We start from the raw sequence: 24,888 nt of genomic DNA, 5'->3' as shown, positions 1-24,888 counted from the left end.
TGCCTGGGCGCTCAAGTGGAGTGGATGAGGATCGAACTCACAACCTCTACATTGCGAACGTAGCGCTCTCCCAATTGAGCTACCACCCCGTGTGCGCCCGTCGGCCGCAGCCGGCAGACGGGAAAACCAACTGTAATCGCCAAGAGGCGCCCTGGCAAGATTGAAGCCAGAACCGCCGAACTTCGTCCAGGCCGGCGCGGTACCGTATGCAGATCGGCTCGCCGGCCGTTTAAATGCAGTGGATTACCTGAGCCGATTGGGGAGAATCTTCCTATGCCTGAAACGTCGCTCACGCACCGCCGGTTCGCGCCAGTGCTCCTCCTGCTCGTTGCCGTGGCTGCCGGAGCGGTCGCGCTGGCCGGCTGCTCCCGCGGCGGCTCGGGCAAGCCCGCAGGGGGCGGCGTCGTTGTCACCATCTTCCCGCTCTACGACCTCGTCCGGCAGGTGGCCGGTCCCGAGGTCAAAGTCACGCTGATCCTGCCGCCGGGCGTGAGCAGCCACGGCTACACACCCTCGCCGGCCGATGTGGATGCCCTCAACTACGCCGCGCTCCTCGTGGCCAACGGCGGCGGCATCGACGACTGGGTGGCGCCGGCGTATCGCGATCGAGCGGGCCAGGGCCTGCGGCTCGTGCACCTCATGTCCACCCTCGGCGGCGAACTCGGCGAGTTTGAGGCCGGCGACGGCCACGAAGGCCACGACCACGCCGAACACGGCGAGGATCACCACGACCTCGCCGGCGCCAATCCGCATGTCTGGCTCGTGCCGCGCCACGCTTCCAAACTTGTCGCGGCTTTCGCGAAGGAACTCGCGGCGCTCTACCCCGATCGCGCCGCCGCCATCAGCCAGCGCGAAGCGGAAGTGCAGGAGCAACTCGCGGCGATCGACGTGGCGTATGAGGACGCGTTGGAGCCGATCACCGATCGCCGGCTCATCACGTTCCACGACGCGTTCAACCCGCTGGCCGAGGAGTATGAGCTGAACGTCGTGGCGACGGTGCTGAGCCTCGAGACGCACGATGTGACGCCCGCGCGCCTCCAGCAGGTGCGCCGCTTCATCGATGAGCAGGGTGTCCGCGCCGTGTTCATTGAGCCGCAGTTCGATTCGCGGGCGATCGAGGGCCTCGGCGGCGCCGTCAGGCCGCGCCTGCTCGATCCGCTGGGCGATCCGAATCGCAGCGGCTACGAGACGTACGATGCCATGATGCGCACGAACCTGGACAACCTCGTGCAAGGCCTGCGCGACAACGTCGCGGCGAAGGACGGCGGTGGCTGAAGCGCACTGCTGCCAACACGATCACTCCGCCGAACTGGAGCAGCATCACGCCGGCGACGCCGTGTGCGTCGATCGCGTCTGCTATTCCTACGTACCGGGCGTGCGCGTGCTGGACGACATCACCATGCACATCCCGGTGGGGACACGGCTTGGAATAGTCGGGCCCAACGGCGGGGGTAAGTCCACGCTGCTCAAACTCATTCTCGGCCTGCTCAAACCCACCGAGGGCGACATCAGCGTGTTCGGCCGCACGCCCGCAGAGGCCTGCCTTGCGAGCCTGGTCGGCTACGTGCCCCAGCGGCACGACGTGGAGATCCGATTTCCGCTCAGCGTCTCCCAGGTGGTGCGGCAGGGAATCGTCGGCCGGACCGGCATGTTCCGCCGGGCGTCGTCCGATGATCGCGACGCCGCAGCCCAGGCGCTCGAACAGGTCGGCATCGCCGATCTGGCCGGCAAGCCCGTAGGCGATCTCTCCGGCGGGCAGCAGCAGCGCGTCTTTCTCGCCCGGGCTCTCGCGGGCCGGCCGCGGCTGCTCGTGCTCGATGAGCCAATGGTCGGCATCGACGAGGTCGGGCAGGCGAAGTTTGCCCAACTCATGGACTCCATCCACCGCTCGTATCGGCTAACGGTGCTCATCGTGAGCCATGACCTGCGCGCCATCGTCGCCGGCTGCGACCAAGTGGCGTGCCTGAACCGCCGGTTGCACTTCCATGCGGCACCGTCCGGGCTGACGCGCGAAGTGCTCGCCGAGGTGTTCAACCACAATCTCGCCGGGATCGCGCTGCGGGACGCCGGGCCATGACGATCTGGGACGCATTTGAGCCGCGCTTCCTCGCACCGCTGCTCGCCGGGATCGCTCTTACCGCCGCGTGCGCGCTGCTCAGCGTGGTGATCGTCCTCAAGCGGCTGGCCTTCATCGGCCAGGGCATCACGCACGCCGGCTTTGGCGGCGTCGGGCTGGCCGCGTTTCTGGCGCTGAGCGGCTGGTGGCGCGACCTGACCATCTTTCTCTTCTGCATCGGCACGGCGATCATCATCGCCCTGCTCAGCCGCAGCCGCAAGGTCATGATCGACACGGCCATCGGCATCCTGCTCGTGGCGGCGATGGGCATCGGATTCCTGCTCGACCAGATGCGCCTGCACCTGCGCGGGGCCGGGTGGTACGATGCGCTCACGGCCGGCCGCGTTACGCCGCCCACCCAGTGGGACGTCGTGCTCTTTGGCAACATTCTCTTTCTGCGGTCGCAGGACGTCTGGCTCGCGGCGGGCTGCTCGCTGCTGGTCATCGCGGCGCTCGCGCTTCTCTACAAAGAGATCGTCTTCTTCGCGTTCGACGAGACGGTCAGCCGCGTCTTTGGCGTGCGCACCACGCTGCTGCACTACCTGCTGCTGCTCATGATCGCGGGCATCATCGTGCTGTGCATGAAACTGCTCGGTCTCATCCTCGTCAACGCGCTGCTCATTGTGCCCGGCGCCGCGGCTCTGCTCATCAGCCGGCGCCTGGCCACCGTGCTCGTCGCGAGCGTGGTGCTCGGCGAGATCGGGATGGTGGGGGGCTACCTCGCGGCCTTTGGCGTCATGGGTGGCCGCCTGCCGGTGGGGCCGATGGTCGTGCTCATTCTCGCGATGCTCTTTGCCGCGGCCCTGGCGTGGAACCGCCTGCGGCCCAGCCGGGCGTGACTACCATCGGGCGGTCGATTCGAATTCCGATCCAGGCGAATGGGAAGGATGTGCCGTGAAGGCTGAGAAACTGCTGGCCGAACTCAACCGCCTCCGCCACGACGTGGACAAGGACCCGACGGACATCGAGTGGGTTACGCTCGAGCACGCGTTCTGCTTTATCAGCTACAAGATGGGCGAGTTTCAGGCCTACTTGGACGAGCAGGTGAGGCTGGGCAATTTACCGCAAGACATTGACGTTTGAGCCCGCAAAGGCCGCTTTGATCGGACCAGAGAAAATCTGCCTGACGTTGGCCCGGGAGGGCAGATTTCTCTTGACGATGCGCCGTTTTCGACGATACTCTTGAGCATCGGGATGGCTGAAATCCAGAGCGTCGGAGAACCCGGCTGCCGCGGATGGATCGACTCCCGACGAGCGTCGCCTGCGGCTCTACGCGAGCCCGGATGCGACGGGCGTTGTGCCCCGCATGACGGTGCGGGGAAGTCAAGGCCGGAGCGGTGCGCCGAGGGTCGACGCCGCGACCGGGAGGCCCGTATATGAAAGCGAGGTGATCCAGTGACGAACCTGAATGACTGTATCAAGGGGCTGCACGCATAGGGCAGTTCCGACGGGTTCTGCGCTATGTGCAGCCCGCGAATGTGCAGCCTTGATACAACGATCAATATGCACAACGAACTCGACGGCGAAAGCCGTCGAGTTTGTTTTTTTCGAAGCGAGACTACTTCGCGTAGTGCGCCCGGATGTTCGGAATGAGATACTCCTCGAACGCCGTCCTCAGATCGTGCTGCGGCTTGAAGCCCCAGTCGGCTCTTGCCGCGGCGTCCTTCGTATCCTCCGGCCAGGAGTCCACGATGCCCTGCCGCTCGATGTCGGGGCGGAAGGTGATCTCGGCCTTGGGGAAGTGCGACCGCACGATCGACGCGATGTCACCCGCGCTGGGGGCGAAAGCGGTGATGTTGTAGACGCTGCGCGTCAGCCGCGTCGCCACGGCGGCATGCAGTCTGAGCAGCGCTTCGATCGCGTCGGGCATGGTGATGAACGGGATGCGGGCATCTTCGCGCACGAAGCAGGCGTACGGCTCGCCGCGCGCCGCGGCATGGATCATCTCGGGCGCGTAGTCGCTCGTGCCGCCGGACGGCAGCGTGAAGGCGGAGATCACTCCCGGGAAGCGGATGCAGCGGAAGTCCACCCGCGCCTCGCCGCTGGGCCGGTCCTTGGCCAGTTGGCGGTAGTGGCGGGCGTAGTAGCGGCCGAGGTGTTCGCAGGCGAGTTTGTTGCAGCCGTACATCGTCGTCGGCTCGAGGCACTGGTCTTCGCTGACCGCGCCCGCCCGCGCCTTGGCGTCGAGGCTGTCCACGCCGTAGACGGCGATGCTGCTGGGAAACATAAAGCGCACCGGCGAGCCATGCGACATGGCTTCATCGACCGCGAGTTTGAGCAGGTGCATGGTGCCGACGACGTTGACCTGGTGCGCCGCTTCGGGATTGAACTCGCTGCGCGTGCTGAGCAGCGCGGCGAGATGGAAGATCGAGCGGATCTCGTAGTTGGCGTGCAGCCGGCTGAGCAGGGCGGTGTCGGTGATGTCGCCGACGATCGTCTCCCGGCACATGGGTTTGAGCGACGCATCCACCTCGCGCACGTCCAGGGCGATGATGTCGCGATGGCCGGCGTCGTAGAGGGTGCGGATCAGGCCGTGGCCGAACTCGCCGTTGGCTCCGGTGATGAGCGTGCCGCCGTGGCGCGAAGCGCCGCCGGAGGTGGGTGTGGTCGAATCGGGTGAGGTCATGGGTGGTTCCGACGAACAAAGGGCAGAACGTAGCGCGGCGTCCCAAAGGCATCGCGCAGGGAAGCGCGAGACCCACCTGGGCGCGCCGTGGTTGACGACGTGGCCGCAATCATATGTGCGGTTTGCGGCCGCGCCTATGATCGCGTGTGTCGCTGTTCGAGTCCTCCCAGCAGGCTGCGCCCCCTGAAACTGCCGGTTCCAGCGCCAATCGGGCCGACCACTTCCGTCGCCTCTTCGGCCTGACGTGGCGGTACCGCTGGGGCTGCCTCGTCGCGCTGGTCTGGGACGTGGGCGTCGAGGCCCTGGCGCTGTGCGGCTTCATCTACAGCGGTCTGGCGCTGGACATCCTCCGCGACCAGGCTCAGCCCGAGGCGAGCGCTCCGCCACGCTGGCCGCTGGGCCTCGCGCCGCCGGCCGACTGGCCGCTGTGGAAGACGCTGAGCCTGGCCTCGGGCGCGGTTCTGGTCATTACGCTGCTGCGCACCTACGCCCGCTACCGCACGCGCCTGAGCAGTGAGACGCTCATCCAGCGCATCACCGTCGATCTGCGCACGGCGCTGTACGACAAACTTCAGCGCCTGGGCTTCTCGTGGTTCGACACGCACGACTCGGGCGGGCTGATCAACCGTGTGACGGGCGACGCCGGCTCGGTGCGGCTGTTCATCGAGGGCGTGGTGTTGCAACTGATCATCTCGGCCACGGCGCTGACGCTGTTTCTCTTCTACATGTTCCGCGAGCACGCCTGGCTTACGCTGGCGCTGCTGGCGGTGTTTCCGGTGCAGGCGTGGATTCTCGTCAGGTACAGCCGCTCCATCGAGCGCCGCCTGCGCACGAACCGCGAAGCGCTCGACCGGTTCATCCAGACGCTGCAGGAGTGCATCATCGGGGTCAAGGTGGTCAAGGGCTTCGGCCAGGAGCGCCAGGTCATGGGCCGCTTTGCAGTTCGCAACACGGACGCGTACGAAGCGCGCATGGCGATCACGAAGACCAACGCTTCGCTGCTGCCGTGGATCACAACGCTGGGCTTCCTGCAGATCGCGATCCTGCTGCTCTATGGCGGGCATCTGGTGAACCTCGGACCGGCGGCGGGCGGCATCGCCCTGGGCACGCTGTGGGTGTTCTTCAGCCTCGTGCGCCAACTGGCCGGCCAGGTTGAGACGATCGTCTCGAGCGCTTCGAGCATTCCCGAGTCGCTTGTCGGCGCGGCACGCGTTTTCGAACTGCTCGATGCGCCCGTTGAGATAGCCGCGCCGCCGGATGCATACGCGCCCAAAGAGATCCGAGGCCGCATCGAGTTCGACCGCGTCTCGTTCCGCTATCGGCCTGACACGCCGCTGGTGCTCGAAGACGTCTCGTTCGTGGTGGAGCCCGGCGAGTCGGTCGCCATGGTGGGCCCGGCGGGCGGCGGCAAGAGCACGATCTTCGATCTCATCGGCCGCTTCTACGACGCCACGAGTGGCCGCGTGCTCGTGGACGGCGTGGATGTGCGGCAGTGGGACCCCGTGGCGCTACGCCGGGCCGTGAGCATCGTCTTTCAGGAGCCGTTCCTGTTTTCGAACACGATCGCCAACAACGTGCGATTCGGCGTGCCCGACGCGCCCGACGAGGCAGTGCAGCGCGCCGTGCGCGATGCGATCGCTGAGGAATTCGTCACGGCGGCCAAGGACGGCTACGAGACCATCATCGGCGAGCGCGGCCTGACGCTCTCGGGCGGCGAGCGGCAGCGGTTGAGCATTGCCCGCGCCATTCTGCCCGATGCGCCGATCCTGCTGCTCGACGACGCGATGGCGTCCGTGGACGCGCGCACCGAGGTGCGCATCGCCGCGAATCTCGATCGCGTCATGCGCGGCCGCACGACGCTGCTCATCGCCCACCGCCTGAGCACGCTGCGGCGGGCGGACCGCGTGCTGGTCGTCGAGCGCGGCCGCATCGTCGCGCAAGGCACGCATGAGACGCTCATGCGCGAGAGCGATCACTATCGCGAGGCGGCGCTGTTGCAACTCGACCGCGACCGGCAGGAGGAATCGGGCTCGCTTGCATCGCAGGAGGTGGCGCCGTGACGCAGGTTGGGCTGACGAACCTGACGGCCGGAGACGTGCTCACCGCCGCCTCGCCCAGCGACGACGCGGGCGAGCGCATCCGCCCGTTCGACTGGGCCATGACGCGTCGCGTGGCCGGCCGGATGATGCGCTACGCCGGCCTGTTCTGGTCGATACTGCTGCTGGCCATCGTGCTGGCGGTGCTCAACGGGACGATCCCGCTGCTGGTCGCGCAGACCATCGGCGGCGCCATCGAACAGCACCCCGAGAGTTGGCGCGACCGGCTGGGCGTCTCACCCACGCAGTGGCTCTACATCGGCGTGAGCATCCTCACGACGCTGGCGCTGCTGTGGTATGTCATCATGCGCGTGCGACAGGTGGCGGTAGCGACGCTGGCCGAGCGCGTCGTGCGCGACCTGCGATCCGAGATCTTCGCGCATCTGCAGGCGCTGGGCATGGACTTCTATGACCGCACCAAGGTCGGGCGCATCCTGGCGCGCGGCACGAGCGACATCGATGCGCTGCGCCGCGCCCTGGCCGAAGTGGCGCCGCGCCTGACCATAGCTGTCGTGCAGATGATCTACGCGATGGCGGTGATGCTTGCCTACGACCTTGTGCTCGGGACGGTCGTGCTGGCAGGAGCCCCGTTCGTGTATCTGGCCAACTGGCGCCTCCGGCAACTGCTGTCCAACTCCTACCGCCGCGTGCAGGAGACCTACAGCCTGCTCACGGCCAACCTGGCTGAATCGATCGCCGGCATTCGCGTCACCCAGGCGTTCACGCGCGAAGATCGCAACAGCGCCATGTTCCGGAGCATCTGCCACCTCCACCGCGACCGGCATCTCGTGGTGGCTAAGGCGCAGGGGCTCTACCTGCCGCTGATGGATGTCACGAGCCAGGTGTTCATCGCCATTGCGCTGCTCGTCGGCGGGCTGCGCATCGCCAGCGGAGCGATGACGGTGACCGATCTGCTTGCGTTCATGATGATGACCGGCGTATTTTTCCAGCCCATTCTCGTTATCGGCGACATGTACAACGTGGTGCTGCAGGCCATGGCCGGGGCCGAGCGCGTGTTCCACCTGCTCGACACCGCGCCGGCCCGCCTCGAACCCGAGGCCGGCGAAGCCGTATCGCTGCCGCGCCTCGACGAAGGCATGCGCATCAACTTCGAGGGCGTCTCGTTCGGCTACCTGGCGGACCGGCCGGTGCTGCGCGACATCACCTTCAGCGCCCAGCCGGGACAGACCATCGCCCTCGTAGGCCACACTGGAAGCGGCAAGACCTCCATCATCAATCTCATCGCCAAGTTCTACCTGCACGGCAGCGGGCGCATCTTGCTCGATGGCATCGACATCCGGCACATCAGCCCGGGTGATCTGCACAGCCAGACCGGCATCGTGCAGCAGGAGAACTTCCTCTTCACGGGCAGCGTGCTCGACAACATCCGCTTTGCCCGACCTGAGGCGAGCGAGGAACAGGTGCGCGAGGTCTGCCGGCGCCTGGGGTGTCTGGACGTCATCGAGGAACTGCCGCAGGGATTGCACACGCAGGTCGGCGAGCGCGGCTCGGCGCTGTCGCTGGGCCAGCGGCAACTTATCTGCTTTGCGCGAGCCTTGATGGCTCGGCCGCGGCTGCTCATTCTCGACGAGGCGACCAGCGCCGTCGACACGGTCTCCGAAGCGCGCGTGCAGCAGTCGCTCGAGAGGCTGCTCGAGGGCCGGACGAGTTTCGTGGTCGCGCACCGCCTGAGCACGATCCGCAACGCCGACCGCATTCTGGTCATCGACGCCGGGCGGCTCGTCGAGCAGGGGACGCACGCCGAGTTGCTCCGGGGCGGAGCCGTCTATCCGCGCCTGCACGCCGAGTTCGTGAAACTGAGTGAAGGCAAGGCCTGAGCCGACGTCCAGCGCGTCGCCGACCCTACTGCGGCAGGTCTTCGAGGTCTTCGTCCCGGCCGGCGATGATGAGAATGTCATCGCTGTTGAGGCGGCTCGTGGGCATGGGCGTATCCATGACCATCTCGTCGTACTCCTCCTGGCCCGTTTCCGTCGAGGTCAGGACGCGCTTCTTGATCGCCACGATGTTGACGTTGTAGGTGCGGCGCACGTCGAGTTCGGCCAGGCTCTTGTTGACCCAGGCGCGAGGCGTGGGCATCTGCACCAGCCCGTAGCCCTCCGCCAGTTCGATGTGGTCAACGAGGTACGGCGCGAGCAGTTTGTGCGACCAGCGGTCGGCGGTCTCGTCTTCCGGGTTCACCACCGAGTCGGCGCCGATGCGGCTGAGGATGCGCACCTGCATCGCGTTGCCGGCGCGGCTGATGACGCGCTTGACGCCGATGTGCTTGAGAATGACCGTCGTGAGCGCGTTGGCCTCGAAGTCGTGGCCGATGGCGACGACCGCGATGCCCACTTTGTCCACGCCCTGCAGGCGCAGCGCCTGTTCGTCCGTCGCGTCCATGGCTACGGCCAGCGTCACGCGGTCGCGGATCTCCTCCACGACCTCCCGGTCGCGATCGATGGCGATGACCTCAGCGCCGGCGCGGGCAAGGTTGACGGCCAGACGCGAGCCGTATCGACCCAGCCCGATGACCACGAAACGTTCTGATGCCATACCTTCGGCTCCGTGCGAACCCGCCCGAGTGTTCAGTCTAGCCGAGCATCACCGGCTCGGATGGATAGCGGTACTGGACCTTTTCGACGCCGGCGAACGCGACGGCTCCGAGGAGCGCCAGCGGGCCGACTCGGCCGAGGAACATCGCCACGATGATCACGACGCGCCCGAACGTGGTCAGTTCGGAAGTCAGCCCGAGCGAGAGACCGACCGTCGAAGTCGCGCTGACCGCCTCGAACAGGTGGAACGAGAATCGATAGGACTCGGTGATGGTCAGGCACAGCGTCGTGCCGGCCACGATGACGAATCCAAGCATGACCAGCGCTCCCGCCCGCCGCACGAGCGTTTCAGGCACCGATCGGTTGAAGACCTCTGTCTCATCTCGATTGCGCAGGGTGGCGAGGATGGTCAGCAGGAGCACGGCCACGACGGTGGTTTTGACCCCGCCTGCGGTGCCGCCGGGCGAGCCGCCGATCCACATGAGCATCATGAGCACAAACCGGCTCATGGTGGTCAGTTCCTCCATGTCCATGGTGTTGAACCCGGCGGTGCGCGCCGTCGTGGACATGAACGTCGCGTCGAGCAGGCGCCGGCCGACTTCGCCCGTCGTCAGCGGCGCCAGCGGCTGGGCGTCGAGCGAGGGCACCGTGGTGGAAGTGCGCTGGAAGTAGGGGACCAGCTGCCCGGCAAAGATGCCGGCGGCGCCGAGCAGGAAGACGGCGGCGGTGGTCACGAGGACCAATTTCGTGTGCAGGTTCAGCCGCGTGAGGCCCTGGCGGTTCAGTTGCCGCTGGGTGACGCGTCGGGACCTGAGTTTGACCTGCGCCACGAGCGCCTGCCACATGTTGTAGAGCACGGGGAAACCGAGCCCGCCGCAGACGATCAGCGGCGCGATGACCGCGTGGCTCGTCCAGTGGTAGCGGAAACCTTCGAGGTTGTCCGAGTAGATCGAGAACCCGGCGTTGCAGAAGGCGCTGATGGACATGAAGATGCTGTGGAAGCCGAGGTGCTCGCCGATGCGCGCATCGCTGGCCGCGTAGGGCGCCCAGCCGAGATAGAGAATCGCCGCGCCGGCAGCCTCGGTGAGCAGCGTGGCGACGATCACGAAACGCACCAGGCGCTCGATGTTGCCCGGGCCGCTTTCGACCGAGGCGACGGCTTCCTGGAGGTTGGAGGCGTGCCGCACCGAGATGGAGCCCGAGAGCATCGTCGCCAGCAGCGCGCCGAAGATGATGATGCCCAGCCCGCCCAGTTGAATCAGGATGAGAATAATGATCTGGCCGAAGGGCGTGAACTCCGTGGCGGTATCGCGAACGATCAGTCCCGTTACGCACACCGCGCTTGTCGAGGTGAACAGCGCATCGAGCGGATCGATCGGATTGCCAAGCGGCGTGGCCCGCGGCAGCATGAGCAGCAGCGCCCCCAGCGCAATGAGCACCGCAAAGCTGCCCACGAACAGCAGGCTGTAGCGGATCACCTGCTGCGCGAGCGCGAGGTAATTCTGCAGCAGGATGTACAGGATGAGCAGCGCGCCCAGAAGGTGTGCAGCGCCCGCGTGCAGGAACATCACCGCGGTCGAGGCGGACAGGAGCAGCAGTTCGATGCCGCGCTGGCGCAGCCAGTCGCTTCGGTCGCGGCGCAGGGCGTACGCGGTCGCGTGCGTGGCCCAGAGGCCCAGGAGGATGGCGGACTTGATCGCCAGGAACGCCCACTCCGACAGCAGCGGGTCCATGAAGCCCACTTCGAGGATGAAGGTGATGCTCAGCGCTGCAGCGAGCAACCCGCGCGGCAGCAGCCAGGCGAGCGATTCGGCGCCCTTGGGAGTCGTGTTGACGTACTGCCGCCGCTGCATGAGGGTCTATAGCATATCGGACGCCGGCAGAGTCGGCGTTGACCCCAATCGCGCGGCCCGGGAAGCGAAGCAGCCGCCGGAAATCCGGCGGCTGCGCGGGGAACTTTGAGATTCGGCGACCGGATCAGGGTTCGGTGGGTTCAGCAGGCGCTTCGGCGGGCTGCTCAGCCGGCGCTTCCCTGACGATCTCGGCCCGCTTCTGCATCTCGCCGAAGTACACCTTCATGGCCCGCTCGTACTGAGCCGGCAGAAGGTTTTCTTCGACGTCCTCGCGGGCCCGGCTCGAGGCGGCGCGGACGAGTTCGTTGAACTTCACCTGCGACTGGCCCTTGATGATCTGCTTGCCCTCGATAAAGGTCGTCCCGATGATCTGGCTGTTGGGGTCGGTGTAGACCTTTTGCTTTTCATCGGTGTAGGACATTTTGGTGGCGAGGCGCGAGCCGCTGCCGCCGGCGCCCTGGCCGCGCTTGCCCATGCCGGGTCCGCGACCGCCGTTTTGCATCTGCATCCACTGTATCTGCGCCATGGCCTGGCTGATGCCCTGGCTGTTGCACTGCCCAAGGCCCTGGCCCATGCTCTGGCACTGGCCTGCGAGGCCTTCGCACGCGGCATTCATGTTCGCCAGCTGCTGCGCCATCATCTCCATCTGCGAGAGTTGATTGGCCATGTTCTGCGCGCCCTGCATGCCGTTCTGCCCGTTCATGCCTTCGGCGCCCTGCATGCCCTGCATTCCCTGCATGCCCTGCATTCCGGCCATGCTCTGGCATGCTCCAGCCATAGACTGCATTGCCTGCGCCGCCTGCTGGGCCGCCTGGGCCGCCTGCGCGAGTTGCTGCTTCTGCTCTTCGGTGAGGTTCTGAGCGTTGGCGATCGCCTGCTGGAGGTCCTGCATGTTCTCCATGGCCTTGGGGTCGATGCCGGCCTGCTTGAGCTGCTCCTTGATCGCGTCCTGGTTCTGCGCGAGCTTGTCGAGTTCTTTGGCCAGATCGCCCAGCGCCTTCTTCTGATCGTCGGAGAGGTTGCCGCCTTCGATCTGCTTTTGAAGTTCATCGAGCGCCTTCTTAGCCGAGGAGAAATCACCCTTGGCCAGTGACTTGCTCAGATCGCCCGTGGGGCCGCTGTCAGTGGAGGGGTCCAGCTGGCTCAACTTGTTCTGCAGCGCTTCGAGCGCCCGCGCCTGCTCGGTGTCGGTCTGCTCACGCAACTTGTCCTCGAGCGAGTTGAGTTTCTTGAACGCCTCGCGCTTGAACTCTTCAGGCGGCTTGGTGGCGTCGGGTTCTTTCAGATCGTGCTCGGCCTCGGCGAGCATCTCCTTGAGTTCCTTGGGATCTTTGCCGGCCTTTTCGGCGGCTTCCTTGATGGCCGCTTCATACTGCTCGCGGATCTCGTCGATCTGCTCGCGCTGTTCGATGGTGAGTTCGTCCTCCTGCCGGGCGAACCAGTCGCCGGCCGGCACCGCCGCGCCAGTGAGCACCGCAGCCGCCAGCAGCACCGGCGTGATCCACCACTGCCGCGGAGCCGCCACCGCAAAGCGCTTGCGCACGTTGCGCGAGGTTTCGGGGCGCCTGGCCACGGCGATGGCGTCATCGATCGCGGCCTGCGCGAACGCATCCTCGCGGCCGCGGCAGAGCATGGCGGTGCTCAACTTCTCGCGCAGTTCCAGCCGCTGGTCCACCTCGACGGCGACGTGCAGCGGCGAGGGGCGGTTGGGCATCCACCACACCAGCGCGCCCGCCAGTGCAGTCAGCGCCAGCGCGGGTCCGATGTAGAGCCAGTTCACCGCGTCGTTCACCGCCGGCATCGCTTTGCTCAGCACGACCAGAAGCAGCGCCAGCGACGCCGCGACAATCGCGACGAGGTGGGCGCGATCCAGGAAGCCTTTGAAGCCAAGCCGGCGTGCGGCGTGGGTGAGTACGGTGCGGATGTCTTCCATCGCTGTGCTCCTCTCGGGGATGCCCCGAAGATCAGACGGGACCGGGGGCGCCGGCCCATCACTGATTATTATGATAACGGGTGAAAAGGTGTCACAGGTGCCGCAAATCCGGAAACTTTTGGGCTGCCGAATTGAGGTTCTTAATGTCCAGATATGTCCTCGTCTCCACGATCGTACTCGTTCTCTCCGGCTGGCTGCAGCCTCTGGGCGCCGGCCAGGAGCCGCAGCCGCCGGACGAGGCCGCGGCTCTGCGAGCCCGCGTGGCTGAACTCGAGCAGCAACTCGCCGCCGCCCAGACCCGGATTAGCCAGCTCGAAGAGCAGCTGGCCGCGCTGGAAGGCAAGCCCCAGGACCCGTCCCAGAACCCTGGCCCTCATCCCGGCCAGGCCGATCTTTCCACCCCGGATGAACTGCTCGAGCGGCTCAAGGCGGACTACGCAGAGGCCTTCCCGGCCGAGCCGCCGCGTGATGAGCGGGCCCGTCGCCAGCACCTGCGCCTGCTGAGCCAGTGGTCCAACAAAGTGAATCGCGATCACCGCCGCCGCGTCGAGTGGCTCTGCGAGATTGTGTCGCGCGATGTGATCGACGCGAGCGAGGCGTACGTCGATCTGCGCCTCGTCGATCCGGCCACGCGCGAGCCGGTCGGGTCGAGATTCGTCATCGAGTGGCCGGCGCGACTGCGCCCGATTCTCTCGCGCCTGGAGGACGGCGATCTCGTGCGGCTGCGCGGCCTGCTGAATCCTGAGGTGCGCACGAACGAGTCGCGGGCCGAACCTGGCGCATTCGACATCCCGCCGCTCATTGGCCCGTTTGTCGAGTTTCGCTTTGACGTGCAGGTTACCGCCGCGTCCGCGCCGGAAGAAGCACAGAACGGCCAGTCGTCCCCGCGCGGGCCGAAGCGATGAGCGCACGCCTGATGCGCCAGTGGTTCGCTGCCGTTGCTGCCGCCTGCTGCGCCGGCGCCGGCTCGTTTGCGCAACAGTCTCTGCGCTATGAGGACATCACGGACCGCGTCGGCCTGGGCATGGAGGTGGTCGGCTCGACCGTTGCGCGCTGCCTCTTTGCCGACGTCAATGGCGATGATCAGCCCGATGTCGTTGTCCAGTCCACCATCGCGCCGCCGGGAACGGAGGCGGGCGAAATTCCCGCCGGCTCGCACTGGCCGCGATTGTTTCTCCACACGCCCGACGAAGGGAGTCCGCTTGGCTTTCACTATGTCGAGGCCGTGCAGACGAACCTTCCTCTGCTCCATGTCGGCGACTGTCTCGTGTTTGCCGATCTTGACAACGACGGCCGCACCGACGCGGCCATCACGCGCTACATCGACGCGGCCAACGAGAAGTGGACCGACCACGGCCGGCGCGCCGCGTGGCAACCGGGTCGCGGCGATGGGACGTTCGACCCGGAGCGCATTATCGACGCAGCGCGACCCGCCACCACTGCGGCCATCGCCATCGGCGATGCGGATCGCGACGGTCGGCTCGATCTGTACCTGGGCAACTGGTACACGCAGTACGGCCCCTCGCTGGCCGGATTCGGTAACGACCTGCTGTTGCAGACGGCGCCGGGCCGCTTCGAGCGCGTGCCCTGGCCGAGCGACGGATTTGCGTTCGACGAGGCGGACGAGGCCGATCGCGGCGGTCGCCCGACGTACGGCGCGATGATCGCTGAAGTCGTTGCATCGCCCGTCGGCTGCGAGCGCGCCCTGCCGGAGATTCTTGAACTCAACTACGGCCGGCGCTGGAACCGGTTGTATCAGTGGAGTCCGCTCGAACTCTCCGTGGCACCGCCTGATCTCGCGCCGAGCGTCAGGTATCCGCTGTGGACCGACCTCGCGCTGCGCATCGGCTTTGACGGCGACGCCATCCGCCACGGCCGCTATCCCGAGTGGCGCAAGGAACGCGCCAAGACCGATCCCCGCTTCGATCGCGAAGATGAAAGGCCCTTCCGCGCCAACGGCAACACCTTTGACTGCACCGTGGGAGACATCGACAGCGACGGCGACTGGGATGTGTTTCTGGCTGAAATCACACACGGCTGGGCGGGTGAATCTTCCGATCGCTCGCGGCTGCTGATCAACAACGGAAAGAAGGACGGCGAGACGAAGTTCGAGGCCGATCCGCTGCGAAGCGTGGATCGCGTGCCCGTGGGCGTGGACAATTGGAACCAGGGCGATCTGTTTGCCGAGCTGGCGGACTTCGATCTCGACGGCCGGCTCGATCTGCTGCTCTCGTCGGGCGACTACCCCGATGACCAGCGCCTGCGACTGTACCTGCAGCAGACAGATGGCGCGATGCGCGACGTGACCGCCGAAGTCGGCCTCGACCACGACGGATCGCAGCAGATCTCGCTGGCCGACGTGGATGGCAACGGTTCGCTCGACGTGCTCGTCGGGCAGACGTTCAATCGCTTCACGCCCGAGCAGCGGCATGGCCGCGAGCCGCGCCTGCGGCTGTTTCGATCGCTGCCTGGCGAAAACGCACACTCGATCGACCTCCGGTTGCGAGGCGATCCGCAGGCGGGTGTGAATCGCGATGCGCTCGGCGCGATCGTGCAGGTGCGAATCGGCGAGCGGCTCATACAGCGCCAACTGATCGGCATCGGCGGCCACAACGGCAAGCAGCACGACCTGCTCGTGCACGTGGGCCTGGGCCCGGCCGAGCGCGCCGATGAGGTGATCATCACCTGGCCCGGTGCGGCAGGTGCGCAGCAGAGCTTCGCCGACGTGGCGTCCGGGCGCTACCGCCTCGAACAGGGCGGAATCCCCGAACCGCTGCGGTAGCCCGGCCGGAATGCCGACGTGTCCGCGATTGCGCCTCACCGGACGCCTCCAGCCGGGCCGCTTTCCGTATAATGACAGTGAATCTCAATCTTGTTTGAGAACATCACTACGAGAGAAGGTGCATGCATGTGGCCCAAGGCGCTCAATCTCCTCCGGCAGTCCGCGATGCGTCTGGCGCTCATCGGTGCGGTCTTGCTGTGCACGCTGGCGCCTCCGCGCGCGGCGCTGGCATGGCAGGATGAGGAGTTCGATTTCAACGAGCGGATGAACACGCTTGAGATCCCCGTTGAGCCGCCGCTCATCAAGGCGCAGGTGGTCAGCGAGATCGCCAAGGCGCTGGGGCTGGACCAGTCGCAGACCGACCTCGTCGCCGCGCTTCATCAGGGCTACGTCGTGCAGTTCACCGACGCCGCGACGGCCCATCGTGACCGCCTCAAGGCGCTCATGGATGAGATGCAGGAACTGGGCGGCTTCAACATGGGCGGGGACAACATGGAGGACATGGCCCGCATCGGCATGGACATGCAGGCCGCCCAGCGTCAGTGGATGGAGCGGCGCCAGCAGGTCGGGCAGGATTTCTTCGAGAACGTCAAGGCCACGCTGACGCCCGAGCAGCTGGCCGGCTGGGCTCGCTTCGAGCGCGACCGCCGCCGCCGCACGCTGCTGCACGTGGGCGCGTTCTTCGCCGGCGAGAGCGTTGACGTGATCGAACTGGTGGATGATCTGGAACTGGAGCCGGAGCAGCGCGGCGGGGTTGATCCCCTGCTCGATTCATACGCGACCGAACTCGACGGCCTGCTCCAGCAGCGCATCCGCGCCGCCGAGGAGGTCCGCAACATCGATTACATGAACGCCGGCGCTGAAGGAGACATGTTCGAGAAGTTCGAACGCATTCTCTCGGTGCGCCGGCAGATCCGCGACGTCAACCGTAAGCACGCGCAGGTCGTCGCCACCGCCATGCCGGGCCCGGCCAGCGACCGCCTCACGCGCGCGTTCCGCGAGTCCTGCTACCCGCGCATCTACGCGCCGACCCAGGCGGATGAATACATCAGCCAGGTGCTCGGCTTTGAAGACCTCAGCGATGATCAGCGCCGGGGCATCGAGGGAATCGCCGCGATCTACCGCGATGAAGTCGCCACCGCCAACAACGCGATGGCCCGGCTCCTGGGCGAGCAGGAAGACTCCATCGACAAGGCGCTCAAGCAGAGCGACATCATGATGCTGGCGATGGTCGGCGGCATGGCGGCCTTTGCCGACGAAGCCGTCTCCGCAGAGCAGATGCCTTTTGACGCCAAGGACCTGCTCATGGATGAGCAGCAGCAGCAGAAGCAGGATGACCTCTACCGCCAGAAGCGCGGCTACGTGGTCGCGGCCATCGAACAGATCGCCGCGGTGCTCAACCCGGCCCAGCAGGATCGGGCGCCCAAGCCCGACGTGCCGGAGGAAACCGAGCAGCAGAAGGCGCTGCGGCAGATTCGCAGCATGCTCCGCCAGACCATGCAATTCAGCGAGGACATGGCGCGAGAGGCCGAGCAGGAACGCGAGGGCGCCAATCCGGGTCGCTGACCGCTCAGAGCGACGCGACGATTGATTGGGCCTCGCGCACGAGCTGCGAGGCGCTTGCCTGGTCGCGCGCCTCGGCGATGAGCCGCAGAATCGGCTCGGTGTTGCTGGCGCGCACGTGCAGCCATGAGCCGCGGTCAGGCCAGTCGAGGCGCAGGCCGTCCTGGGTGTCCTGCCGCGCTTCGCGGTAGCGCGAGGCGAGGGCGTCGATGGCTCGCTGCGCCAGACCCGGTCGAATGGCGCACTTGCTCTTCTCGATGGCATAAGACGGCATGGCGGAAACGATCTCGCTCAGAGCCGTGCCGCGCCGGGCCAGCAGCGACAGGACCAGCGCCATGCCGCTGAGGCTGTCGCGCACGAAGCAGATCTCGGGCCAGATCACGCCGCCGTTTCCTTCGCCGCCGAGGGCGCAGCCGTGCCGCACCATGGCCTCGACGACGTTCGCCTCGCCTACCGGAGTCCGGAAGACGCGCGAGCCGTGGCTGGCCGCCACGTCGTCGATCATGCGACTCGAAGAAAGATTGACCGCGACGCTTTTTCCGCCACCGCTCTGCGCCAGCACTTGCTCAGCGGCCAGAACGAATGTGTACTCTTCGCCGATGTAGCGACCGCGTTCGTCAATGATGGCCAGGCGGTCGGCATCCGGGTCCTGGGCGAAACCGACGTCGGCTTCATGTGCGGCGACCTGAGCCGCGAGGTCGGTCAGGTTTTCGCGCATCGGTTCCGGAGTGTGCGCGAAGACGCCGGTCGGCTCGCCGTTGAGGTGAACGATCTGGGCGCCGAGTCGCTCGAGCAGCAGACGCCCCGCCGCGCCACCTGACGCATTCACGGAATCGAGCACGACCTTGAAGCGCCGCGCCGCGATCGGCGCCGGTTCGATGTGCGCCAGGATGCGCTCGACGTGAACGCGCGCGGCGGACTCATCACGAGCAGCGCTCGCGCCCGCCTGCGGCGTTGCGTCATCTCCCTCGAAGTTTCTGAATCGATCGATAATGCGCTGAGCGTCGATAGCGCCGGGCGCGGAGCCGCGCGCGGTGAGGAACTTGATGCCGTTCCACTCGATGGGGTTGTGGCTGGCCGTGATGACGATTCCACCGACGGCGCCGAGGTGCGCGACCATGATGGCGGTGGTGGGCGTGGTGGCGACTCCCAGGCGAACGGGCTGGAAGCCCATGGCGTCCAGCGTTGCCGCTGCCACCGCTTCGAGATCGGCTCCCGAGGGCCGGCCATCCCGGCCGATGACGACGGTTCCGCGGCGTGCTGAGCGGTCGATCAGATCCTGGGCAAAGGCGCGGGTCAGCCGCGCCGCCACCGCGGGCGTCATCGACCGGCCGACGATGCCGCGCGCACCGGAAACGGAGAGCATCAATGCTGCTTCGAGGTTCGCTGACATGACGTGCGGAGCATAGGCGGGCAGGTTTGGCCGGTGAGCCGGTCAGCCGGCCAGCCGGTTCCGGCGCGCCAACTCCTCGCCCGGACCTTTCGTGCCGTCCAGAACGAACAGTTCCCACGGCTCGTTGCGCGTCAGGTCGATCACGTCGCCGTGCATGCAGCCGTGCTCGTCGCACAGCCGCACGATGGGCCGGTCCGGGGCATCGATGTGCATGCCCACGACCAGGGCCAGGCGCTCACTCGAGAGTCGCACGTAACTGCCGATCGGATACAGGCCGACGGTCTCGACGAGAGCCCGGACCAGCGGCCGGTGGATGAACCCATCCACGCCGTACTGCACCATCGTCTGGATTGCCTCGTGCGCCAGCGGCTGGGGGCGGAAGGGGCGAGGCTCATTGAGCGCGGCGGCCATGTCGGCCACGGCCAGCAGCCGGGCGAGATCGCCGATCCCGCGCGCCCGCAGGCCCTCGGGGTAACCCTTGCCATTGTCGCGCTCGTGATGCCGGTAGGCAGCGCAGACCACTGCGTCAGGCAGGTCGATGACGTCGTCGAGCAGGGCGACCGAGTAGGCCGTATGTCGCAGCACCCGGGCGCGGTCCACCTCATCGAGGTCTTCAGCTTCCGTGCGCAGGCGTTGAGGCAGCAGGAGCATGCCGACGTCGTGCACGAGGCCGGCGAGGCCGGCCAAGCGGATGTGCTCAACCGGCCAGGACCGCCGCGCCGCAATGCTGATCGCCAGGGCCGCGGTGCTCAGGGCGTGGTCGGGCAGGTAGTCGGCGGCGCGCGGGCACAGCAGCGCGATCTGCGCATAGTGGCTCGGGCTTCGACGCAGCATGCCGATGAGTTCATCGACCATCCGGTAGAGCAGCGCGAGTTCCACGGGTAGCCCCGCCAGCAGGCGCGCGTACTGTCCGCGCAGCAGGTCCACGCGCTCGTCGCGCCAAGCGATGATTTCTTCGATGCCCGGCCAGCTCCCTTGGGTGCTCTTGCCCAGGCCGAGCGCATCATCCTCCACCGGCGCGTTCTGATCGAGCGTCAGCCACTGGTGCTGTCGACGCTCGAGAATCTCATTGGACACTTTGCGGCGCCAGGCCGCGATGTGCTCGGGCTCGCTGCGCACGACTTCAAAGGCCCCGGAGGCGAGCGCATCGAGATGGTGCGGCTCGAGCACGGCGCCGGCCTGGGCCGTGACGCGCCCGCCGAGCCCGACCAGATCGCTCCTGGCCCGGTCGTTGCGCTTCAGATCCGCCGGGTGCACTTCCCGCAGCACGGCCAGCGGGGCGAAGGCCCGGGCGTTGTCGGCGAGGTAAAAGCGAGGCCCAATTGTCGAAAGGTGTTCGAGCAGCGCCGGTGTGATGGTGGTCCGGCGCGCCAGCAGTTTGATGCCGTAGATCGAGTACAGATCGAGCGGCAGCACGTTGCCCGCGCGCAGATTGTGAATGGTGATCTCTCGCATCTGGTCTTCTCGCCCGCTGGGGTGACGTTTCCCACAGCCCATCGGCCGATAATGAGGCCCGATTGAGCGGCAACTCGGAAGCCGGCCGCAAAAGAGCGGCTTTTTGCCGCGCTACGATCCGCCCATGTTCCAACTCAGTGTGAAACGGGTGTTTTCAGCCGCCCACGCCCTGACGCTCGGCGGCGCTGCCGAGCCCCTGCACGGCCACGACTGGCGCGTGACGGTCATCGTCGCCGGCGATCGTCTGGACGCGGACGGCTTGCTGTGCGACTTCCACGCTCTGGAAGAGGTCATTGACGCCGTCATCGCACCCTTTCAGAATGCGAATCTCAACGACGCCGAGGCTTTTCGGGGGCGAAACGCATCGGCCGAACGCGTCGCCCAGCACATCGCCGAGCGGCTGCGGCCCGGTCTGCCCGCGGGCGTGCGGCTCGATCGCGTCAGCGTCACCGAAGCGCCAGGCTGCGAAGCGACGTTCGTGGTCAGCTGAATTCTCCCATCGGCGGCGCGAAACGGGGATTCAGTTGCTTTTCCTATTGACGAAGCGTCGCGCATCGGCGACACTCTCTTCATTGGCGACGGGCGCTGCAGAGGCGCCCGGCCGCTCGCTCCGCTCACACACCAAGGAAAGGGAGAAAAAGATGATCAAGGCAAGGGCATCTCTGGCGTTCGCTGCGCTTCTGGCTGCGGCCGGCGCTTCATTCGGGCAGGTGGCCAACTTCGACTCGTTTCCGGAGGGCGCCATCGGCCGCGACTTCACCGACGGCGGGATCCGCTTCTACCAGTACGACAACCGCCTCGATCCGCCGCCGAGCATGATGGTCGCCGAGTGGGCCGACGGCAATCTCACCGGCCAGCCGGAGTTCACCCCGCCCAACACGCTGGGCTTTGGCGGCTATTCGCCCGGCAACGGCGCCGCGTTCACGCGCTTCGGCTCGATGGAGATCGAACCCGTCAGCGGCACGGCCGACCTGGCGATTGTCAACATCTACTCGTTCGGCAACGACCCGGGAATCACGCTCAACCTCGAAGCCACGCTCAACGGCAACGTCGTGGGCACCGATACCATCAACCTGCCCAGCGGGTTTTCCATCCGGCACAGCCAGTTGAACATCGACGGCCCTGAGTTTGACCACCTGCGGATGTTCGCCGGGCCCAACACGACGGACGTCGCGTTCATCCTTGTCGATACCGTCACCGTCAATTTCCAGGGTGGCGGCGAACTCTCCCTTGATCCGCCGGCGCCGGGAAACGCCGGCGTCAACAACACCTTTGAGGCGCACGACGCCACGCCCGGCGCCCGAGTCCACTTCGTCTACAGCCTGCGCACGGGTTCGACCAACGTGCCCGGCTGCCCGGGCGTGACGGTGGATATGGCCTCGCCGGCCATCGCCGGCAGCGCCATCGCGAGCAACACTGGAGATGCAGTGCTCGTCAAGTTCGTGCCCGGCGGCGCCAGCGGCCGGCGCGTGCTGATCCAGGCGGTGGAGCAGTCGAGCTGCACGGTGAGCAACCTGGTTGATTTCACGTTCAACTGACGCCGCCGGTCCGCTCAGATTTCGGTATCGATCCAAAGCCCCGGCACGGAGTGCCGGGGCTTTTCGATTCGCGCAATCGCGGCCGTTTCCCCGTTGTTGAAACCAGTTCTGGAGCGCACACTTGCTTGATGCGACCTCGCCGCGGGCGCACCTCCGTCAGAGAAAGGGGAACAGGATGAAGTCGGGAATCTCGATTGCAGCAGCCCTGCTGCTGGGCTCTGCAGCCGCAATGGGACAGACCGCCACGTTTGATGCTTATCCGGAAGGGGCGGGTGGCGAAGAGTTCGTCGAAGCGGGAATGCGGTTCTTCGAGTACGACAATCGCAGCGAGCCCCCGCCGAGCATGATGATGGCTGACCGTGCCGACGGAACGCTTGCGGGTCAGCCGGGCTTCAGCGCTCCAAATGCGCTGGCGTTCGGCGGGTGGGTGCCGGGTAACGCCGCGTCATTCGGGCAGTTCGGTTCGCTGCACATCGAACCCGTCTCCGGGCGCGCCGACACCGCGAGCATTCACGTGTACGACTTCGGCAACCTGCACAACAACCGCACCCTCACGCTGGAAGCGTTTCTCGGCGGCCAACTCGTCGCCAGCGACACTGTGACGCTTTCGACGGGAGGATTCGTGCGACACAATCTTCTTTCGCTGGGCGGAGCCGAGTTCGATGAACTGCTCCTTTCCGCCGGGCCCAGCGGCGATGATGTGGTGTACATCCTGATTGACACCGTGACAGTCCGGCTTGGGACTTTTGCGCTTGATGCACCGTCGCCGGGAACGGCCGGGGTGAACAACGTCTTCTCAGCCCACGGCGCCACGCCGGGCGCGCGGGTGCACTTCATCTATGGGCTGCGAAGCGGATCGACCAACGTTCCCGGCTGCCCAGGGGTGACCGTGGGAATGAACGCTCCGATCATCGCCGGCAGCCAAGTGGCCGACGTGTTCGGCGACACGGATCTCACCCGCTTCGTCCCGCCCGCCGCGAGCGGTCGGCGCGTGCTTCTGCAGGCGGTTGAGCAGTCGAGTTGCAAGGTGAGCAACTTGGTTGATTTCACGTTCAACTGACGATTGCGCGCCGATTCAGAGTTCGACACCCGCCCAAAGCCCCGACACACCGTGCCGGGGCCTTGTCGTCTTCCGACTTGACAGCGGTTCACTTCGCCGTCAATGCACGAGTCCGTAAAAGAACTCATCCGCGTCGAGGAGGCCGACTTTCTGCATGAGCACGATGATGACAAGCAGCGGGGCGACCACACGGATGAGCATGAGCCAGCCCATGGCGAGGGCAGTCGACATACCAGTGAGTTCCGCGTCGCGCAATCGCGCGGGCATGACCCAGCCTGCGTAGAGGGCGATGAACAGGCCGCCGAGGGGCAGCATCCAGTTGGACGCAAGGTAATCCATGGTGTCGAAGAAGTTCTTGCCGAAACTCGGCTGCCAGCCGTGCATGGGGAAGCTGGAAGACATGGCAAACGCAGAGGGCACGCCGAAGGCAAAGATGACGATGCCCAGTGTCCACGCAGCACGGTGGCGCTTCCAGCCATGCTCGTCGATGAAGTAGGATGCGACGACTTCGAGCAGCGAGATGGAAGAGGTGAGGGCGGCGAAGGTGAGCAGCGAGAAGAACATGATGGCCAGCAGCATGCCGCCGCGCCCGATCTCGGCAAACGCCAGTGGCATGCTCATGAAGACCAGGCCGGGTCCCGCGCTGGGCTCCTGGCCGTAGGCAAAGGTGATTGGGAAGATCATCAGGCAGGCAAGCAGGGCGACGAGAGTATCGAAGCCGGCAATGGCGACGGACTGACCGAGCAGTCCTCCTTTGGTCCTCTGGTATGAGCCGTAAGTGATCATGGCGCCCATGCCCAGCGAGAGAGTGAAGAAGGAGTGGCCGAGCGCTTCGAGGATGCCGCTGGGCTTGAGCTTGTGAATGTCGGGCTTGAAGATGAAGCTCACGGCCTGGCCGAACCCGTCGGTCGTCATGCCGTAGAGGACCATGGCGAGGATGAGCAGCAGCAAGGCGGGCATCATGATCATGCAGGATCGTTCGATGCCGTCGCTGACGCCGGCGGCGACGATGAGGATGGTGATGAGCATGAAGATGGCGGCCCAAAACATGCTGGTCCAGCCGTCCTGCGCCACGTCGAGAAACGCCGCCTGCACCCGATCGAAGACGACGGCGCGGCGTTTGACGGTCTCGGCTTGATCACGGATCTGCGTGTCAGTCGAGCCGGCGTATTCATCGATCGCGCTCTGCTCGGCTTTCTTTTCGACTTCGTCAATTGCCGGGCTGAGTTCCTCCACCGCCCGGACGGCCGCGCGGAATTCGGGCTCTTCGAGGAGGATCGCGCGAGCCGCCTCTGGATCGCCGGACCCTTTGACGACGGCTTCGAAGAGGCCGTAGGTCTTCCATACGGAAGGCCTGAGTTCCGCCTGGATGGTCCTGATGGGGTCGCGTGAGAGATCGGCCGCGCGGCGCTGCACAAGCGTGTCGCGCATTTCAGCGACGGGCGTGTCGACGCGGTACCTGGTCGCCTCGAGGTTGGCGACCTCGCTGATGGGCTGGGTGAAGTTGGCGGCGGCCTTGAGGGTGAAGTCCATCGCCCAGCCTGCGACGACGATGTAGTAGGACAGGATGATGAAACCGGCGAGCAGGCCCAGCCAGCCCACGCCCGCCCAGGCGCTGCGGCCGCCCTGGAGCGTATGGAACGCGGCGACGGGCTGCTTTTGCGCGGCCCGGCCGATCATGATTTCGGCCATCATGATGGGTATGCCAACCAGCGCGATGCAGATGAGGTAGATGAGGACGAAGAGTCCGCCGCCGTTTTCGCCGGTGATGTAGGGGAACTTCCAGATGTTCCCGAGCCCGACGGCCGAGCCGGCGGCGGCGAGGACGAAGCCGAATCGAGATCCCCACTGGCCACGTGATTCTGCCATGTCGTGCTGACTCCTCGCGATGGATGAACGATGAATTAGGCGCCGTGATCGG

19 protein-coding genes and 1 tRNA gene are annotated in these 24,888 nt (G+C 66.1%); 12 read left to right on the top strand and 8 right to left on the bottom strand.

Going from position 1 to position 24,888, the window contains the following annotated elements; all coding sequences use genetic code 11:
- Positions 1-16: 16 nt before the first annotated feature.
- A tRNA-Ala gene (locus IT430_06830) sits at positions 17-89 on the bottom strand.
- A 184-nt stretch (positions 90-273) separates the two neighbouring features.
- On the opposite strand from IT430_06830, the gene IT430_06825 reads away from it, so the two are divergent.
- From IT430_06825 to IT430_06810, 4 genes are read left to right on the top strand one after another with little or no spacing between them, the layout of a single operon-like run.
- The gene (locus tag IT430_06825) at positions 274-1,275 is read left to right on the top strand and encodes a zinc ABC transporter substrate-binding protein (GenBank protein ID MCC6907635.1); all 1,002 of its coding nucleotides are present in this window, start codon (positions 274-276) and stop codon (positions 1,273-1,275) included.
- Positions 1,268-2,077, top strand: a complete 810-nt coding sequence (locus IT430_06820) for a metal ABC transporter ATP-binding protein (GenBank protein ID MCC6907634.1) — start codon at positions 1,268-1,270, stop codon at positions 2,075-2,077. The genes IT430_06825 and IT430_06820 overlap by 8 nt, the downstream gene beginning before the upstream one ends.
- Entirely contained in the window at positions 2,074-2,955 is an 882-nt protein-coding gene (locus IT430_06815) for a metal ABC transporter permease (protein ID MCC6907633.1), read from the top strand. The genes IT430_06820 and IT430_06815 overlap by 4 nt, the downstream gene beginning before the upstream one ends.
- Before the next feature lie 55 nt (positions 2,956-3,010).
- Positions 3,011-3,199 (top strand): hypothetical protein, encoded by a 189-nt coding sequence (locus IT430_06810; GenBank protein MCC6907632.1) that lies wholly within the window; start codon positions 3,011-3,013, stop codon positions 3,197-3,199.
- A 475-nt stretch (positions 3,200-3,674) separates the two neighbouring features.
- Here the strand turns inward: IT430_06810 and IT430_06805 are convergent, their stop codons facing one another.
- Complete coding sequence (locus tag IT430_06805; protein MCC6907631.1) at positions 3,675-4,742, bottom strand: NAD-dependent epimerase/dehydratase family protein; 1,068 nt, start codon at positions 4,740-4,742, stop codon at positions 3,675-3,677.
- A 146-nt stretch (positions 4,743-4,888) separates the two neighbouring features.
- Between IT430_06805 and IT430_06800 the strand changes: the two genes are divergently transcribed.
- Complete coding sequence (locus IT430_06800; protein ID MCC6907630.1) at positions 4,889-6,802, top strand: ABC transporter ATP-binding protein; 1,914 nt, start codon at positions 4,889-4,891, stop codon at positions 6,800-6,802.
- A complete protein-coding gene (locus IT430_06795) occupies positions 6,799-8,676 on the top strand; it encodes an ABC transporter ATP-binding protein (protein ID MCC6907629.1) in 1,878 nt (625 codons plus the stop codon). Before IT430_06800 ends, IT430_06795 begins: the two co-directional genes overlap by 4 nt.
- A 25-nt stretch (positions 8,677-8,701) precedes the next feature.
- On the opposite strand, the gene IT430_06790 is transcribed toward IT430_06795, so the two are convergent.
- The 3 genes from IT430_06790 to IT430_06780 all read right to left on the bottom strand — a co-directional run bounded on the left by IT430_06790 (position 8,702) and on the right by IT430_06780 (position 13,176).
- Positions 8,702-9,391, bottom strand: a complete 690-nt coding sequence (locus tag IT430_06790) for a TrkA family potassium uptake protein (protein ID MCC6907628.1) — start codon at positions 9,389-9,391, stop codon at positions 8,702-8,704.
- A gap of 37 nt (positions 9,392-9,428) precedes the next feature.
- Complete coding sequence (locus tag IT430_06785; protein ID MCC6907627.1) at positions 9,429-11,243, bottom strand: hypothetical protein; 1,815 nt, start codon at positions 11,241-11,243, stop codon at positions 9,429-9,431.
- A 124-nt stretch (positions 11,244-11,367) separates the two neighbouring features.
- Entirely contained in the window at positions 11,368-13,176 is a 1,809-nt protein-coding gene (locus IT430_06780) for a hypothetical protein (protein ID MCC6907626.1), read from the bottom strand.
- Between the two features lie 143 nt (positions 13,177-13,319).
- Between IT430_06780 and IT430_06775 the strand changes: the two genes are divergently transcribed.
- The 3 genes from IT430_06775 (at position 13,320) to IT430_06765 (ending at position 17,524) form a co-directional block, all read left to right on the top strand.
- Positions 13,320-14,081 carry a hypothetical protein gene (locus IT430_06775; protein MCC6907625.1) on the top strand — a complete coding sequence of 254 codons (762 nt, stop codon included), beginning with the start codon at positions 13,320-13,322 and terminating at the stop codon, positions 14,079-14,081.
- 11 nt (positions 14,082-14,092) lie between these two features.
- The gene (locus IT430_06770) at positions 14,093-15,958 is read left to right on the top strand and encodes a CRTAC1 family protein (protein MCC6907624.1); all 1,866 of its coding nucleotides are present in this window, start codon (positions 14,093-14,095) and stop codon (positions 15,956-15,958) included.
- A 126-nt stretch (positions 15,959-16,084) separates the two neighbouring features.
- The gene (locus tag IT430_06765) at positions 16,085-17,524 is read left to right on the top strand and encodes a hypothetical protein (protein MCC6907623.1); all 1,440 of its coding nucleotides are present in this window, start codon (positions 16,085-16,087) and stop codon (positions 17,522-17,524) included.
- Between the two features lie 4 nt (positions 17,525-17,528).
- Here the strand turns inward: IT430_06765 and glmM are convergent, their stop codons facing one another.
- Together glmM and IT430_06755 are read right to left on the bottom strand one after the other, a co-directional pair.
- Positions 17,529-18,914 (bottom strand): phosphoglucosamine mutase, encoded by a 1,386-nt coding sequence (gene glmM / locus IT430_06760; GenBank protein MCC6907622.1) that lies wholly within the window; start codon positions 18,912-18,914, stop codon positions 17,529-17,531.
- Between the two features lie 42 nt (positions 18,915-18,956).
- On the bottom strand, positions 18,957-20,369 hold the full coding sequence (locus IT430_06755) for an HD domain-containing protein (protein MCC6907621.1): 1,413 nt from the start codon (positions 20,367-20,369) through the stop codon (positions 18,957-18,959).
- 124 nt (positions 20,370-20,493) lie between these two features.
- Between IT430_06755 and IT430_06750 the strand changes: the two genes are divergently transcribed.
- The 3 genes from IT430_06750 to IT430_06740 all read left to right on the top strand — a co-directional run bounded on the left by IT430_06750 (position 20,494) and on the right by IT430_06740 (position 22,967).
- Positions 20,494-20,859, top strand: coding sequence for a 6-carboxytetrahydropterin synthase (locus IT430_06750; protein MCC6907620.1), 366 nt, complete (start codon positions 20,494-20,496; stop codon positions 20,857-20,859).
- Between the two features lie 151 nt (positions 20,860-21,010).
- Positions 21,011-21,907, top strand: a complete 897-nt coding sequence (locus IT430_06745; GenBank protein ID MCC6907619.1) for a hypothetical protein — start codon at positions 21,011-21,013, stop codon at positions 21,905-21,907.
- A gap of 175 nt (positions 21,908-22,082) precedes the next feature.
- Positions 22,083-22,967: a hypothetical protein gene (locus IT430_06740; GenBank protein MCC6907618.1), complete on the top strand. Its 885-nt coding sequence runs from the start codon at positions 22,083-22,085 to the stop codon at positions 22,965-22,967.
- Positions 22,968-23,066: 99 nt separating this feature from the next.
- Here the strand turns inward: IT430_06740 and IT430_06735 are convergent, their stop codons facing one another.
- Positions 23,067-24,836: a sodium-dependent transporter gene (locus tag IT430_06735; protein MCC6907617.1), complete on the bottom strand. Its 1,770-nt coding sequence runs from the start codon at positions 24,834-24,836 to the stop codon at positions 23,067-23,069.
- Positions 24,837-24,888 lie beyond the last annotated feature (52 nt).

The sequence above is a fragment of the Phycisphaerales bacterium genome, from assembly GCA_020852515.1.
GTDB lineage: Bacteria > Planctomycetota > Phycisphaerae > Phycisphaerales > UBA5793 > UBA5793.
The sequence above is the reverse complement of the archived record's forward strand: the minus strand, read 5'-3'. Positions and strand labels throughout refer to the sequence as shown.

What these genes read in the sequence shown, in the direction of transcription:
- IT430_06825 (MCC6907635.1), top strand. Translation starts at nt 274, where the DNA reads ATGCCTGAAACGTCGCTCACGCACCGCCGGTTCGCGCCAGTGCTCCTC.
- IT430_06815 (MCC6907633.1), top strand. Translation starts at nt 2,074, where the DNA reads ATGACGATCTGGGACGCATTTGAGCCGCGCTTCCTCGCACCGCTGCTC.
- IT430_06805 (MCC6907631.1), bottom strand. Translation starts at nt 4,742, where the DNA reads ATGACCTCACCCGATTCGACCACACCCACCTCCGGCGGCGCTTCGCGC.
- IT430_06790 (MCC6907628.1), bottom strand. Translation starts at nt 9,391, where the DNA reads ATGGCATCAGAACGTTTCGTGGTCATCGGGCTGGGTCGATACGGCTCG.
- IT430_06785 (MCC6907627.1), bottom strand. Translation starts at nt 11,243, where the DNA reads ATGCAGCGGCGGCAGTACGTCAACACGACTCCCAAGGGCGCCGAATCG.
- IT430_06780 (MCC6907626.1), bottom strand. Translation starts at nt 13,176, where the DNA reads ATGGAAGACATCCGCACCGTACTCACCCACGCCGCACGCCGGCTTGGC.
- IT430_06775 (MCC6907625.1), top strand. Translation starts at nt 13,320, where the DNA reads ATGTCCAGATATGTCCTCGTCTCCACGATCGTACTCGTTCTCTCCGGC.
- IT430_06770 (MCC6907624.1), top strand. Translation starts at nt 14,093, where the DNA reads ATGCGCCAGTGGTTCGCTGCCGTTGCTGCCGCCTGCTGCGCCGGCGCC.
- IT430_06765 (MCC6907623.1), top strand. Translation starts at nt 16,085, where the DNA reads ATGTGGCCCAAGGCGCTCAATCTCCTCCGGCAGTCCGCGATGCGTCTG.
- glmM (MCC6907622.1), bottom strand. Translation starts at nt 18,914, where the DNA reads ATGTCAGCGAACCTCGAAGCAGCATTGATGCTCTCCGTTTCCGGTGCG.
- IT430_06755 (MCC6907621.1), bottom strand. Translation starts at nt 20,369, where the DNA reads ATGCGAGAGATCACCATTCACAATCTGCGCGCGGGCAACGTGCTGCCG.
- IT430_06750 (MCC6907620.1), top strand. Translation starts at nt 20,494, where the DNA reads ATGTTCCAACTCAGTGTGAAACGGGTGTTTTCAGCCGCCCACGCCCTG.
- IT430_06745 (MCC6907619.1), top strand. Translation starts at nt 21,011, where the DNA reads ATGATCAAGGCAAGGGCATCTCTGGCGTTCGCTGCGCTTCTGGCTGCG.
- IT430_06740 (MCC6907618.1), top strand. Translation starts at nt 22,083, where the DNA reads ATGAAGTCGGGAATCTCGATTGCAGCAGCCCTGCTGCTGGGCTCTGCA.
- IT430_06735 (MCC6907617.1), bottom strand. Translation starts at nt 24,836, where the DNA reads ATGGCAGAATCACGTGGCCAGTGGGGATCTCGATTCGGCTTCGTCCTC.